Genomic DNA, 14,204 nt, shown 5'->3' on the forward strand with positions numbered 1-14,204 from the left:
CTGGAAGGTGAACTTCTGCAAGTTCACCAACGAGACCCGCAACGGCATCGAGGACGCGACCGAGAACTCCGGCCAGACCTGGATCGCCGCGGTGAACGGCACCGCCGCGGGCGGTGGCTACGAGCTGGCCCTCGCGTGCGACCAGATCGTCCTCGTCGACGACGGTTCCTCCACCGTGTCCCTGCCCGAGGTGCCGCTGCTGGGCGTGCTCCCGGGAACCGGCGGACTGACCCGCGTGGTGGACAAGCGGCACGTCCGCAAGGACCGCGCCGACCTCTTCGCGACCAAGTCCGAGGGCTACCGCGGCGACACCGCCGTGCAGTGGGGCCTGGTCGACGCCACCGTCCCGCGCAACGCCTGGGAGGAGGAGATCGGCAAGCGTGCCCACGAGGCCGCCGCCACCTCCTCGCGCCCCGCGGACGCGCAGGGCGTCACGCTGACGCCTCTCGACCGCACGGACGAGGGCGACTCCATCACCTACCCGTACGTGACCGCCACGGTCGACCGGGAGAGCCGCCGGGTGGACATCACCGTCTCCGCACCGGACAGCTCGCCGCCCGCCGACGGTGACGCCGCGCAGGACCAGGGGGTCGACTACTGGCCGCTGGCACTCACCCGCGCGCTGGACGACCTGATCCTGCACCTGCGCACCAACGAGCTCGAGCTGGGCACGTGGGTGTTCCGCGCCGTCGGCGACAAGGACACCGTGCTCGCCTACGACGCCCAGCTGCGCGAGCTCGCCCCGCAGCACTGGTTCGTCAACGAGGTGCAGCAGTACTACAAGCGCACCCTCAAGCGGCTCGACGTCACCAGCCGCAGCCTCGTCGCGGTCATCGAGCCGGGCAGCGCGTTCGCCGGCATCCTGCTCGAGCTCGCGCTCGCCGCGGACCGGCAGTACATGCTGGAGGGCGTCTACGAGGACGTCGACCCCGACGCGGACCCGGCCACCGTCGTGCTCAGTGAGTCCAACTTCGGCACCTATCCGATGGGCAACGGCCTGAGCCGGCTGCAGTCCCGCTTCTGGGGGCACGAGGAGCTGCTGGACGCCGCCCGGGGCAAGATCGGCCAGCCGCTCGATGCCGCCGCGGCCGACGAGGCCGGGATCGTGACGATGACGCTCGACGACATCGACTTCGAAGAGGAGCTGCGCATCGTCCTCGAGGAGCGCGCCTCCCTGTCCCCGGACGCGCTGACCGGGATGGAGGCCAACCACCGGTTCGTCGGGCCGGAGTCGATGGAGACCAAGATCTTCGGGCGGCTCACCGCCTGGCAGAACTGGATCTTCATCCGTCCCAATGCCTCCGGCCCGGACGGCGCGTTGCGCCGGTTCGGCACCGGGCGCAAGGGCGAGTACGACCTGAAGCGGGTGTGACATGGCTGCCGTGCAGTTCAACGCAGGGACGTGGCTGACCCAGCGCCACGTCGAGGATGGCAACGGTGACCGGGTCGCCGTCCGAGGCCCCCAGACCCTGACGTATGCCGAGCTCACCGACCTCGTGGGCACCGTCACCGCGGCGCTGCGCTCGCTCGGGCTGCGGCGGGACGACCGGGTCGTGTTCGTCACCAACGACGACGTGCCGATGGTCGCCGGCATCCTCGCGGCGTTCACCGGCGGCTTCGTGGCCGTGCCGGTCTCGACCATGCTCGGCGCCAAGGAGCTCGGCGAGATCATCTCCGACTCGGGCGCCACGGTCCTGGTCGGGAGCGCGGACTACGCGGAGAACGTCGAGAAGGCTGCGACCGTGGCGCCCGAGCTCCGGGTGCTCGTCGCCGACGCCGACCGGCCGCTGAACGCTCCGGACTCCGTGGAGAGCATCACCTGGGCCGACCTCGTCGAGCGCGGCCGGGACGAACCCGCGGAGCGGCGCCGGCCGGCGGAGACGGTGGAGGACGCCTGGGCCCTGTGGCTCTACACCTCCGGCACCACCGGCTCGCCCAAGGGCGCCATGCACCGGCACGCCAACATCCGGCACGTCTGCGACACCTACGGCCGGCAGGTGCTCGGCATCCGTCCGGAGGACCGGTGCTTCTCGATCGCCAAGCTGTTCTTCGCCTACGGCATCGGCAACTCGCTGTTCTTCCCGTTGTCGGTGGGAGCGAGCACGGTGCTGGAGCCGCGGCGCCCGTCGCCGGCCGTCGTGCGTGAGCGCGTGACGACCGACGAGCCGACGCTCTTCTTCGGCGTGCCGACCTTCTATGCCGCGCTCGCCTCCAGCGACCTGCCGGACGACACGTTCGCCTCGGTCCGGCTGGGCACCTCGGCCGGCGAGGCGCTGCCGGCCGCACTCCAGGGGCGGTTCAGCCAGCGCTTCGGCTTCCAGATCCTCGACGGGATCGGCTCGACCGAGGCCCTGCACATCTTCCTGTCCAACCGCCCCGAGGAGATCCACGCGGGCACCACCGGCCGGCCGGTCCCCGGCTACGACATCGAGCTGCGTGACGCCCTCGGCGCCCCGGTGCCGGACGGCGAGCCCGGGTCCCTCTACGTCCGCGGTGACTCGATCGCGCTCGGCTACTGGCGGCGCACCGAGGCATCGCGTTCGGTCTTCGTCGGCGAGTGGCTCAGCACCGGGGACACCTACGTGCGTTCCGACGAGGGCTTCTACACCTGCCTCGGCCGCAGCAACGACCTGCTCAAGGCCGGCGGCATCTGGGTGTCCCCGGGCGAGGTCGAGGAACGGCTGCTGCAGCACGAGGCGGTGACCGAGGTCGCCGTGGTCGGCATGCCCGACGCCGACGGGCTCGACAAGCCGGTTGCGGTGTGCGTGACCCGCGGGCAGGTGACCGCCGACGAGCTGGTCCAATGGTGCCGGGCCGGTCTGGCAGCCTTCAAGCGGCCGCGCCAGATCTACTTCGTCGACGAGCTGCCCAAGACGGCGACCGGCAAGATGCAGCGGTTCAAGGTGCGCCAGCTGGTCGCCGACCTCACGGTCACCGAGAGCGCGGGCAGTGTGGGCAAGGCCCCCACGTCCGCGGCTGCCGGTGCGACGGCCCCCTCAAGCGAAGGAGCCCTGTCATGACGGCCGTGGACGTCGACCTCCTCATCGTCGGCGCCGGACCCGTGGGCCTGTTCGGCGCCTACTACGCCGGGGCCCGCGGGCTGCGCACCGCGGTCGTCGACTCGCTCAGCCAGGTCGGTGGCCAGGTCAGCGCGATGTACCCGGAGAAGCAGATCTTCGACATCGCCGGGTTCCCGGCGGTGTCCGGGCGCACGCTGGTCAGCAACCTTGCCCGTCAGGCGGCGCAGTTCGACCCGACCTACCTGCTCGGGCAGGAGGCCCAGCAGCTCGACCGCGTCAGCCAGGCTGAGGGCCCCGACCTGCTCGTGGTGCGGACCAGCACCGGCACCGAGATCACGGCCAGGGCGATCGTCATCACCGGCGGCATCGGCACCTTCACCCCGCGCGCCCTGCCGGCGGGGGAGGAGTTCCTCGGCCGCGGGCTGGAGTACTTCGTCCCCTCCTCCGCGGAGTATGCCGGCAAGGACGTGGTCGTCGTCGGCGGCGGTGACAGCGCGGTCGACTGGGCGCTCATGCTCCACCCGATCGCGTCCTCGGTCACCCTCGTGCACCGGCGGCAGGCGTTCCGCGCCCACCACAGCTCGGTGGAACAGCTGCATGCCGCACCGGTCGAGATCGTGCTCGACGCCCAGGTCACCGCCACCACGGGTGGCGGTGAGCTCGAGCAGATCGAGGTCACGGTCAAGGGCGAGGAGGCGCCCCGGTCGCTGGCCTGCCAGAAGCTGGTCGCGGCGCTCGGCTTCACGGCCAACCTCGGTCCGCTGCGCGAGTGGGGGATCGAGCTGCACGACAACCGGCACCTCGTCGTCGACTCCGCGATGCGCACCAACGTGGCGGGGCTCTTCGCCGCCGGGGACATCACGGACTACGACGGCAAGGTCCGGCTCATCGCCGTCGGCTTCGGCGAGGTGGCGACGGCGGTCAACAACGCCGCCGTGCACATCGACCCGGACGCGCAGCTGTTCCCGGGGCACTCGACCGACAGCCCCAGCTCGGTGCCGCAGCCCACGCCCGCCTGAGGGCGTTTGCCCCTGACCACACCGACGCGATCTGCGCCAGACTCAGTTCCACGCAACGTCTGCAGGAGGTACCCATGCCCTACGTCATCGCCGAGCCGTGCGTCGACACCACCGACATGTCGTGCGTCGAGGAGTGCCCGGTCGACTGCATCTACGAGGGAGACCGCAAGCTCTACATCAACCCCAAGGAGTGCATCGACTGCGGCGCGTGCGAACCGGTGTGCCCGGTCGAGGCGATCAGCCAGGACCGGCGGGTGCCGGAGGAGTACAAGGAGCACATCGAGGACAACCGGCGCTTCTTCACCGAGACCCTGCCCGGCCGGGACGAGCCGCTCGGCGCGCCGGGCGGGTCGCACAAGACCGGACGCATCGGGGTGGACACCCCGATGGTCGCCGACCTCTGAGGCGGCCGCGTGCTCGACGGTAGGCCACTCGTCGACGCCCACGTCCACCTCCCGGTCCTCGGAACCCTGCGACCGGCGTGGCTGCAGTGGGCGCGCGACTTCGGGGTGCCCGGGATCCTCGAGGACGTCTGGGACCCCGACGGCCGGCCCCGCCCGGAGCGGGTGGACGCGCTCTTCGCGGCCGAGGGCGTCGACGTCGCCCTGCTGTTCTGCGAGTACAGCCCCAAGGCCACCGGCATGCAGGAGTTCGACGACCTGCTGCCGGTCGTTGAGCACAACCCCACCCGGTTCCGGCCGGTGGCCAACGTCAACCCGCACCTGCACTTCCCGATCGCCCGGGAGCTGACCCGTCAGCTCGACGCCGGGGCGGCCGCCCTGAAGCTCCACCCGGTGCACGGTGGCTTCCGGTGCAGCGACGCCGCGCTGTACCCGGCATACCAGGTGTTGGAGGAGCGGCAGGTGCCGCTCGTCGTCCACTGCGGCACGAGCACCTTCCCCGGCTCGGCGAACGAGTTCGCCGATCCCCAGCACCTGCTCCCGGTCGTGCGCGACTTCCCGGGGCTGGACATCGTGCTGGCCCACGGCGGACGCGGCTGGTGGTACGACGCAGCGGCGTTCCTGGCGCTGACCCACCCGACGGTGTGGATCGAGCTGTCCGGGCTGCCGCCCAAGCGGCTCCCGGAGTACTACGCGAAGTTCGACCTCGGGCGCCTCGCCCGCCGGTGGATCTTCGGCACCGACTGGCCCGGGGTACCGGGGACGGCCAAGAACGCCCGGGCGGTGGCCGACCTGCTCCCCGACGAGGTGGCCGCCGACGTCTTGGCCGGCAACGCCCGCCGGGTGTATGCCGGTCTCCCGGACCTGGGTGCGACGTCGCCGGTGCACACCCACGAGAAGGAGTGACCGATGCCGATCTACGCGCTGGGTGACCTCGTCCCGCGGATTGACCCCGACGCCTTCGTCCACCCGGACGCCGTGGTCATCGGCCAGGTGACCCTCGGACCGGGCGCGTCCGTGTGGCCCACCGCCGTGCTCCGGGCCGACTTCGGGCGGATCGAGGTCGGCGCCCGGACCTCCATCCAGGACGGCACCATCCTGCACACGACCGAGGACTGGCCGACCGTCATCGGCAGCGACTGCGTCGTCGGCCACAACGCCCACCTCGAGGGCTGCACGGTCGAGGACCGCTGCCTGATCGGCTCCGGTTCCGTCGTGCTGAACCGCGCGGTGATCAGGGCCGGCTCCGTGGTGGGGGCCCAGGCGCTGGTCCCCGAGGGCCTGGAGGTGCCCGCCCGGCACCTGGCCCTCGGTGTCCCCGCCCGGCCCCGGCCGCTGGACGGCACGAAGCAGCACGAGTGGATCGACTACGGCGTGAACGAGTACTTGGGCAACGCCAAGCGCTACCGCGATGCCCTCCGCAGGATCGACAATCCCTGACAACCCTCTCGAGCGGGAAGGATGACGCGATGACCGACACGGAGGTCCGGGGCGTCCCGGCGACCGAGCTGAGTGACGAGGAGCTGGAGCAGCAGGGCACGCACGCCCACGCGACCCGCAACTGGGTGTTCCTGCACGGCAGCGCCGAGCAGTTCGCCCGGCACACCACGCGCATGCTGGAGCTGGAGCGGGAGTACCTGCGCCGGCACCCCAAGCGCACGTGGCAGGGCTCGGGCGGACGCGCCACCGACACCGAGGCCACGGCGGAGGCGTGGCGCGAGACGGTGCGGGGCATCATCGGCCAGCTCGAGACGCTGGTGAACCTGCCCGACCCCCGCCCGCAGGAGGACTCCACCGGTACGTCGGCGGACCCGCAGATCGCCTTCCTGCGCCGGATCGCCGCCGCCGGAGGAACGCTGCACAAGCTGGAGGCGCACCAGGAGGCGCGCATGGCCGGGCTGGACCGGGCCTCGCTCGCCAGCCTCTACAAGGCCAACCCGCCCCTGCTCGTCACCGAGGGCGAGAACCGCGTGCTCACCGACGCCGGGCGGTCCCGGTTGAACGGTGCGGGCTGATGGCCGCGCCGCCCACCAAGGTCGGGGACGTCCGTCTCGAGCTGTCCACCGCGCGCCGGCTCGGTGAGCCGGCCACCGGGCTCGAGCAGTGGCAGGTCACGGCATCGGTGCCCGGTGCCGACGGCGCCGACCGGCCGGTCGGCACGCTGTCGGTGATGGCCCTCGACCTGGTCGCCTGTGAGGACCCGTGGGGCGCCCTGGACAGCAGCAACGAGGACATCGCGCACATCGGCGACGTGGTCTTCGACGAGATGACCGGCCAGTTGTCCCCGGAACTGGACGCCCGGCTCGCGAAGACCGGTGAGCGGGTGCTCGTCATCGACCGGGTCGAGCTCGAACCGGAGTGGCAAGGGCACGGACTCGCGGCCCTCCTGCTCGCCGAGACGTTGGAGCGGATGCGCGGTGGGGTGCGTGCCGCCGTGTGCCTCCCCGCCCCGTTGCACCGCGCCGGCGAGGCGCAGGCGGACTACGACACGTCGCTGCAGCGGATGCAGCAGGTGTGGCGGGAGGTCGGCTTCGAGCAGTTCCGCGAGGGCGTGTGGCTGCTGGAGCCGAACCACGGTCCACTCCCGCAGCGGATCACGAGTCTGCGGCAGCAGCACGGACTCGACTGATCCGGACCGGCCCCGCCCCTGTCGCGCCGGCACCCTCACCCATCGCGGTGGCGTGCGGCGCGAGGGCGAGGTCCACGGTCGGCACCACGGGCAGGTCATCGCTCACGGTGGCCGCCTCGAGCACCTTCGCCGGCTCGCCGGCCGCCACGACGTGCAGACGCACGTAGCCGGCATACGCGTCCCGTGCCGAGAGCACTGCGGCCATCGCCGCCGCACTGAGAAGGGGCACGCCACTCAGGTCGAGGACCACGTCGGTGACCTCGTCGCTGCGCGAGGCGAGGAGAGTGTCGAGCGCCGCGCGGAGCTCCTGGACGTTGGACAGGTCGAGCGGCCCCGAGACGGACAGCACGGTGGTGAAGCGGAACTGGGCGCCGCCGGATGGCACGAAGGGACCTCCACGTGTGGGTGTGGACGTCGGCCCGCTGCTGAACCAGCCGTCAGGGGACATCATGCCCCAGCCGCAGCGAACGCTGCGCCGCCGTCCACGGCGTGGCGGTCGGTGCGCAGGAGGCCGGTCAGGGGTGTTGGCCGCCCAGCCGGGCGAGCCACGCGTTGTACGCCTCCAGCTCTGCGTCCACGCCGCGGTCGGCCGCCCGGTCGCGTCGCTTGGCCTCGCGCTCGCTGCTGCGGCCCCACAGCGTCACGATGGCGAGCACGACCAGCAGCGTGGGGACCTCGCTGAAGCCCCAGGCGATCGAGCCGCCCAGCTGCTCGTCGTGGAGCGCGTTGACGTGCCACATCGCCGGCGGGTGGGCGAAGAACGCCACGATCACGGCGTTGCTCGTCATCATCGCGATGCCGAAGAAGGAGTGGAAGGGCGCGGTGATGAACATCTCCACGATCCGCGTGAAGGGGGAGTGGTGGTGCGGGCTCGGGTCGATGGCCAACAGCGGCCAGAACAGCAGCAGCCCCACCGCGACGAAGTGCACGAGCATGAAGGTGTGCCCCACGAAGCTGCCCATGAGGTCGTCGAACAGCGGGCTGAAGTACAGCGCGTAGAGACTCGCGAGGAACAGCGGTAGCGCGATCAAGGGGTTGCTCAGCACCGCCATCACGCGGCTGTGGAGGACCCGCAGCAGGGTCCGGCGAGCGCGTCCGCGACGGCCCGGACCGCTCGGCAGGGCGCGGAGCGCCAACGTGATCGGCGCTCCCATGAGCAGCGGGATGGGCACGAGCATGCTCAGCACCATGTGCTGCACCATGTGCACGCTGAACAGCACCATGGAGTACCCGCCCGTTCCGGTCGCGGTGACCAGCACGATGAGGACGAGACCGGCATACCAGCTGACGGTCCGTCCGGGGGACCAGTGGTGACCCGCGCGGCGGAGGTGCCACACCCCCCACCCGTAGAGGAGCCCACCGAGCAGGCACAGGATCGGCAGGACGGGGACCGGCTGGGGGTGCCACGCCAGGAGGCGCGCGAAGTCGGGCGGCTGCATCGGGACCCACATCGGGCCGCTCATGTGGCTCGGCATGGGCATGTGGCCGTTCACAGCGGCCGGGAGCGCCGTGCGGCGCGGTGCAGGGGGTCGCTCACCGCGGCATGGTCCCACCCGGCCCTGAGCCGGACGCTGGGGGTTCCCGCCCCCAAGGCCGCCGACTTGCGGCCCCGCAAGCCCGGTCGGAGGGTGAGGAGGACCGCCGCCACCTGCCACCGGTCCCGAGGAGCGACGATGCACGAGCCGATCACCCTGACCGTCGACGGGCAGCACCGCACGCTCGAGGTGGACACCCGCACCAGCCTGCTCGACGCCCTGCGCAATCAGCTCGGCGTGACGGCGCCGAAGAAGGGCTGCGACCGCGGCCAGTGCGGGGCCTGCACCGTGCTGCTGGACGGCCGGCGCGCGACCACCTGCCTGGCTCTCGCCGTGGCGTACGACGGCGCCGAAGTGGTCACCGCGCACGGGCTGGCGGGCGAATCGGAGGGGCTGCACCCGGTGGCGCAGGCCTTCCTCGACGAGGACGGGTTCCAGTGCGGCTTCTGCACCCCGGGCCAGATCTGCTCGGCGGTGGGGATGCTGGAGGAGCTGCGCGCGGGCCAGCCGAGCTACGTCACGGCCGACCTGGCGGCCGGCCCGGCGCTGGAGGACGCGGAGATCCGCGAACGGATGAGCGGCAACCTGTGCCGGTGTGCCGCGTACGTCAACATCGTCGCGGCGATCCGGCAGGCGGCCGGGTCGTGAAGCCGTTCGCGTACGCCCGCGCCCGCGACGTCGACGAAGCGGTCGAGCTGGTGGCGGCCACACCGGGCGCCGCGTTTCTCGGCGGCGGGACGAACCTCGTGGACCACCTGCGCATCGGCGTGGCCGAGCCGGAGCTGCTCGTGGACGTCAGCCGGCTGCCGCTGGACCGCATCGAGGAGCTCCCCGACGGCGGGCTGCGCGTCGGCGCCGCGGTGCGCAACAGCGACCTGGCCGCGGACGAGCGGGTCCGCACGCGCTACCCGGCGCTCTCCCGGGCGCTGCTCTCCGGCGCCTCCGGTCAGCTGCGCAACCTCGCGACGACCGCCGGGAACCTGTTGCAGCGCACCCGCTGCGTCTACTTCCAGGACGTCACCACGCCCTGCAACAAGCGTCAGCCCGGCACCGGGTGCTCCGCGTTGGAGGGCTACCAGCGCTACCACGCCATCTTCGGCGCCTCCGAGCACTGCGTCGCCGTGCACCCCTCGGACATGGCGGTGGCCATGCTCTGCCTCGACGCCACCGTGCAGGTCCGTGGGCCGGGCGGGCAGCGTGCCATCCCGATGGCGCAGTTCCACCGGCTCCCCGGCACGGACCCGCAGCGCGACACCGAACTCCGGCGCGACGAGCTCATCACCGCGGTCGACCTGCCGGCCTCGGACGTCGCCGCGCGGTCGACGTACCGCAAGGTGCGGGACCGGGCGTCCTTTGCCTTCGCGCTCGTCTCGGTCGCCGCGGCGCTCGACGTCGGGACGGACGGCACGGTCCGGGACGTGCGGATCGCCTGCGGCGGAGTGGCACACGCACCGTGGCGAGCCCACCGCGCCGAACAGGTGCTCCGCGGCGCGCACGCTGACGACGAGGCCTTCCGGGACGCGGCCGACGCGGAGCTCACTGGCGCGGAGCCCTTGCCCGGCAATGCCTTCAAGGTGCCCATGTTGCGCAACACCATGCTCTGGGTCCTGCGCGAGCTGGCCGAGGGGGCGCGATGACCGAGCAGGTGGACCCCCGATCCATCGGGACACCGCTGCCGCGCCTCGACGGTCATGCCAAGGTGACCGGCACCGCTCCCTACGCTGCAGACCACCAGCTGGAGCACCCGGCATACCTGCAGGCCGTGCAGGCCACGGTCGCCAAAGGCAGGATCGTCGAACTCGACACCACGGCTGCCGAAGCCCTCGGCGGTGTCGTCGCGGTGCTGACCCACCGGAACGCCTTGGCGCTGCAGGACATCGGCGACCCTGAGCTGCAGGTGGTCCTGCAGTCCGACCGGGTCGCCTTCCGTGGTCAGCTGATCGGCGGCGTGGTCGCAGACAGCCCCGAGATCGCGCTGCAGGGCGCGGACCTCGTGCGGGTGACCTACGAGCAGGAGCCGCACGACGTCGAGCTGTCTGCCGAGCGCGAGGACCTCTATGCCCCGGACGACGTCAGCGGCTTCCCCACCGACACCCGGGACGGGGACGTGGACGCCGCGCTCGAGCGGGCGGAGGTCACGGTCCAGCAGACCTACACCACGCCCGCCGAGCACAACAACCCGATGGAACCGCACACCACCGTTGCCACGTGGGACGGTGACCAGCTGCTGCTGCACACCTCCACGCAGGGGGTCCACGTCGTGCGCTCTGCCCTGGCGCCGCTGTTCGGGCTCCGGACCGACCAGGTCCGCGTCGTGTCGCCCTACGTGGGCGGCGGGTTCGGCTCCAAGGGCAAGCCGCACGCCCCGGCGGTGCTCGCCGCACTGGCCGCCCGGCTCGTGCCGGGACGACCGGTCAAGCTGGCGCTGACGCGTCGGCAGATGTTCGAGCTGGTCGGCTACCGGACGCCGACGATCTCCCGGGTCCGGCTCGCCGCGGACCGGGACGGACGGCTGTCCGCGATCAGCCACGAGGTGGTGGAGCAGACCAGCACCGTCTACGAGTTCCTCGAGCAGACCGCCGTGCCGACCCGGACGATGTATGCCGCCCCGAACCGCCTCACCACCCACCGGGTCGCCCGACTCGACGTGCCCGTCCCGTTCTGGATGCGGGCACCGGGGGAGTGCCCCGGCATGTTCGGCCCGGAGGTGGCCATGGACGAGCTCGCCGAGGAGTGCGGCCTCGACCCGGTCGAGCTGCGAATCCGCAACGACACCCAGACCGACCCCGACAGCGGCAAGCCGTTCTCCCACCGCGATCTCGTGGGCTGCCTGCGCGCGGGCGCGCGCCGCTTCGGCTGGGACCAGCGCGACCCCCGGCCCGGCACCCGCCGCGAGGGGGAGTGGCTCGTCGGCACCGGCGTGGCCAGCGCCACCTACCCGGGGAACACGCAGCAGGGCACGCGCGTCCGGATCCGCTTCAGCGCCGGCCGGTATGCCGTGCAGGTGGGTGCCGCCGACATCGGCACCGGCACGTGGACGACCCTGACGCAGGTCGCGGCCGACGCGCTGGAGTGCCGAACCGACCAGGTGGCGCTCGAGATCGGTGACACCGACTTCCCGAACGCCACCGTCGAGGGCGGGTCCTCGGGCATCAGCTCGTGGGGCTCCACCGTGGTGGCCGCGGCGGAGGCGTTCCGCAAGGAACACGGCTACGAGCCGGCGGAGGGCGCGACGACGGAGGCCGAGGCGCCCGAGAACGCCACCGGCAAGCGCTTCGCCACGCACTCCTTCGGCGCGCACTTCGCCGAGGTGCGGGTGCACCGCGACACCGGTGAGGTCCGAGTGCCGCGGATGCTCGGGGTCTTCTCCGTCGGGCGGATCATCAACCCGCGCACCGCCCGGTCGCAGCTGATCGGTGGGATGACGATGGGCTTGTCGATGGCGCTGTTCGAGCAGAGCGTCATGGACCCCCGCTTCGGGCACGTCGTGAACCACGACTTCGCCGAGTACCACATCGCCGCGCACGCCGACGTGGCCGACATCGAGGCGGTCTGGCTCGACGAGGCCGACCCCGAGATGAACCCCATGGGTGCTCGCGGCATCGGCGAGATCGGCATCGTGGGCTCGGCCGCCGCGGTCGCGAACGCTGCCCACCACGCCACCGGAGTGCGGGTGCGCGACCTGCCGATCACGCCGGACACGTTCCTGCGCTGACTGCGTCTGGACATGCCTTGTTGCCCCGCCGGGTGTGGGCGGGGCTGGGGCGGGGTGGTCAGACGTGCCAGGTGACGCCGGTGGTGGTGACGGTGGCGGTGAGGTTGTCGCGGTGGACGATTGGGGGTCCCCCCAGCGAAGCGAGGGGGCGTGGTGGCGCTCGCACAGCAGGGCCGCGTTGCGCAGGCAGGTCTTCCCGCCGTCGATCCAGTGTTTGACGTGGTGCACGCGGGTCCAGGACGGGGGCCGGTCGCAGCCGGGGAAGGTGCATTTTCGGTCCCGTTGGACCACCGCGGTGCGCAGTCCCCCGGTGAACAGGCGCTGTTCCCGGCCGACGTCCAACGGCTCGGAGTCACTGCCGAGGATCATCGGGATGAGGTCGGCGTCGCAGGCCATCCGGCGCAGCGTGCCGATGTCGAGCAGGTCCCCGGACTGGGTGCGGCCGGTGCCTCCACCGGCACACCCTCCACCGCCACCGGCACACCCTCCACCGCCACCGGGACCGCTGGTGGGGGTTCCGTCGGGTCGGGCACCGTCGGGTCGGGCACCGGCCAGGTCGGCCAGGCTCACGGTGACCACCAGCTTGGTGGTGCCGGTGACCGACGTGGTCGGGTCCACGCCTTGGGCGCGCTGCACCAGCTCCACCAGTGCCTCGGCCCGCCGCTGCGGCGCCTGCCGCGGGTCCGGGATCGTCTCCCCGGTGTCGGGGTCGGTGCCGCTCTGCGGCGCGGACAGCTGGTCCATCGCGGCGTCCACGATCGCGGCGTGGGCGGGGGCCAGTTCCATCACGTAGCGCTTCAACCCTCCCGGCAACGCGCTCACGGTGATCCCGGACATCCGCCGCGCCTTGTCCGCGTCGTGCTCGAGCTGGTCGCCGCCGAACCGCCCGATCACCCAGGTGGACAGCCGGTCCATCTCCTTGCGCCCGCCGCCTTCGGCCACGTCCAGGAACCAGCCCAGCACCTCACCCCGGGAGGCGGTCGGCACCAGCGGCGCGACCTTCTCGACCTCCTTCAGCGCCACGTCCGCACACCGGGGCGAGACCGTCCCGGCCAGCAGCGCGCCGGTCACCACCTCGTTGCGAGGGTCGCGGATCGCGCCGGCCAACCGGGCCACCCGGTGCGCCTCACCCGGCTCCACCCGCGTGCTGTGCGCCCTCACCCACTGCGCGGTGTTCGCCGCCGTGGACTGCTCGACCACACCGCGGCCCTCGGCCTCGGCGGCCACCGCCACCCGCAACACCCCCGCCCGCGCCTCCAACGCCCCCAGGGTGTCCATCAGCTCGGTCAGCCCCCCGTCGCCGACCTGCCACAACAACTCGTGCGCATCGGCGAGCAGATCCGTCACCGCCCGCGCCGACGCGGTCCGCTCCGGCAGCCGCGGCACACCCGCGCGAGGGTCCTCCTCGCCGCTGCCGGGCTGCTTCTCGAACATGCCTTGATACTAGTGTTCGACACCGACAGTCGAGACCCTGTCCACAACCGAACTCCATTGCAAACAGGTCACATTCAGCCCCGACTTATCCACCTGGGGTCCCGCGGGACGGCACCTATCCACACCCCGCAACTGCGAATGGCGAATGGCGCCAAGGGAGCCTCAGTTCACCCGGACCGAGCGTCGGGCGTTCCTTCACTTCACCCGAAGGTCACAGGTACTGCCCCGTCGCCACGGGAGCACTCGGCATACCCTCTTCTGCGTCCGCGTCCGCAAGGAAGGTCAGCTCGCCACCGAAACGTTCCTGCAAGTGCGCTGCCACGTCGGCGGCCACCCGGCCGACGCACTCGCAGGCGTTGCCGAACCCCGCAGGGTCGAGTGAGTCCGCCAGCACCTCCGTCACGACGAGCACCTGCCCGTGCGCGTGGAAGGCGCGGGTGAACGTGGATGT

The 14,204-nt window shown here is 71.9% G+C and carries 14 protein-coding genes and 1 pseudogene; 11 read left to right on the top strand and 4 right to left on the bottom strand.

From position 1 onward, the window contains the following. The 8 genes from VFL99_RS18110 to VFL99_RS18145 form a co-directional block, all read left to right on the top strand. A partial coding sequence (locus tag VFL99_RS18110; protein ID WP_325107771.1) for an enoyl-CoA hydratase-related protein occupies window positions 1-1,372 on the top strand: 1,372 nt, incomplete at its 5' end. Between the two features lies 1 nt (window position 1,373). Further along, window positions 1,374-3,020, top strand: coding sequence for a benzoate-CoA ligase family protein (locus VFL99_RS18115; protein WP_325107772.1), 1,647 nt, complete (start codon window positions 1,374-1,376; stop codon window positions 3,018-3,020). Then, complete coding sequence (locus VFL99_RS18120; RefSeq protein WP_325107773.1) at window positions 3,017-4,039, top strand: NAD(P)/FAD-dependent oxidoreductase; 1,023 nt, start codon at window positions 3,017-3,019, stop codon at window positions 4,037-4,039. Before VFL99_RS18115 ends, VFL99_RS18120 begins: the two co-directional genes overlap by 4 nt. A 74-nt stretch (window positions 4,040-4,113) precedes the next feature. Next, window positions 4,114-4,443: a ferredoxin gene (fdxA, locus tag VFL99_RS18125; RefSeq protein WP_325107774.1), complete on the top strand. Its 330-nt coding sequence runs from the start codon at window positions 4,114-4,116 to the stop codon at window positions 4,441-4,443. A 9-nt stretch (window positions 4,444-4,452) separates the two neighbouring features. Beyond that, window positions 4,453-5,346, top strand: a complete 894-nt coding sequence (locus VFL99_RS18130) for an amidohydrolase family protein (protein ID WP_325107775.1) — start codon at window positions 4,453-4,455, stop codon at window positions 5,344-5,346. A gap of 3 nt (window positions 5,347-5,349) precedes the next feature. Continuing rightward, complete coding sequence (locus VFL99_RS18135; protein ID WP_325107776.1) at window positions 5,350-5,880, top strand: gamma carbonic anhydrase family protein; 531 nt, start codon at window positions 5,350-5,352, stop codon at window positions 5,878-5,880. A gap of 29 nt (window positions 5,881-5,909) precedes the next feature. Next, a complete protein-coding gene (locus VFL99_RS18140) occupies window positions 5,910-6,455 on the top strand; it encodes a DUF6158 family protein (RefSeq protein WP_325107777.1) in 546 nt (181 codons plus the stop codon). After that, window positions 6,455-7,069, top strand: coding sequence for a hypothetical protein (locus tag VFL99_RS18145; protein ID WP_325107778.1), 615 nt, complete (start codon window positions 6,455-6,457; stop codon window positions 7,067-7,069). Before VFL99_RS18140 ends, VFL99_RS18145 begins: the two co-directional genes overlap by 1 nt. On the opposite strand, the gene VFL99_RS18150 is transcribed toward VFL99_RS18145, so the two are convergent. Both VFL99_RS18150 and VFL99_RS18155 read right to left on the bottom strand, forming a co-directional pair. Then, complete coding sequence (locus tag VFL99_RS18150; protein WP_325107779.1) at window positions 7,035-7,454, bottom strand: STAS domain-containing protein; 420 nt, start codon at window positions 7,452-7,454, stop codon at window positions 7,035-7,037. The genes VFL99_RS18145 and VFL99_RS18150 overlap by 35 nt on opposite strands. A gap of 130 nt (window positions 7,455-7,584) precedes the next feature. Continuing rightward, window positions 7,585-8,550, bottom strand: a complete 966-nt coding sequence (locus tag VFL99_RS18155; protein ID WP_325107780.1) for a cytochrome c oxidase assembly protein — start codon at window positions 8,548-8,550, stop codon at window positions 7,585-7,587. A gap of 192 nt (window positions 8,551-8,742) precedes the next feature. Between VFL99_RS18155 and VFL99_RS18160 the strand changes: the two genes are divergently transcribed. Genes VFL99_RS18160 through VFL99_RS18170 form a run of 3 tightly spaced genes read left to right on the top strand, consistent with a single transcriptional unit; the run spans window position 8,743 to window position 12,319 of the window. Beyond that, window positions 8,743-9,252 (top strand): 2Fe-2S iron-sulfur cluster-binding protein, encoded by a 510-nt coding sequence (locus VFL99_RS18160; protein WP_325107781.1) that lies wholly within the window; start codon window positions 8,743-8,745, stop codon window positions 9,250-9,252. After that, complete coding sequence (locus VFL99_RS18165; RefSeq protein ID WP_325107782.1) at window positions 9,249-10,241, top strand: FAD binding domain-containing protein; 993 nt, start codon at window positions 9,249-9,251, stop codon at window positions 10,239-10,241. The genes VFL99_RS18160 and VFL99_RS18165 overlap by 4 nt, the downstream gene beginning before the upstream one ends. Continuing rightward, complete coding sequence (locus VFL99_RS18170; protein ID WP_325107783.1) at window positions 10,238-12,319, top strand: xanthine dehydrogenase family protein molybdopterin-binding subunit; 2,082 nt, start codon at window positions 10,238-10,240, stop codon at window positions 12,317-12,319. Before VFL99_RS18165 ends, VFL99_RS18170 begins: the two co-directional genes overlap by 4 nt. A 336-nt stretch (window positions 12,320-12,655) precedes the next feature. On the opposite strand, the pseudogene VFL99_RS18385 reads toward VFL99_RS18170, so the two are convergent. Then, window positions 12,656-13,753, bottom strand: a pseudogene (locus VFL99_RS18385) (DUF222 domain-containing protein); the annotation flags it as partial. A 211-nt stretch (window positions 13,754-13,964) separates the two neighbouring features. Further along, window positions 13,965-14,204 (bottom strand): T3SS (YopN, CesT) and YbjN peptide-binding chaperone 1 (locus VFL99_RS18185; protein ID WP_325107786.1); only part of this gene is annotated, 240 nt, incomplete at its 5' end.

The organism is Segeticoccus sp. (assembly GCF_035708005.1).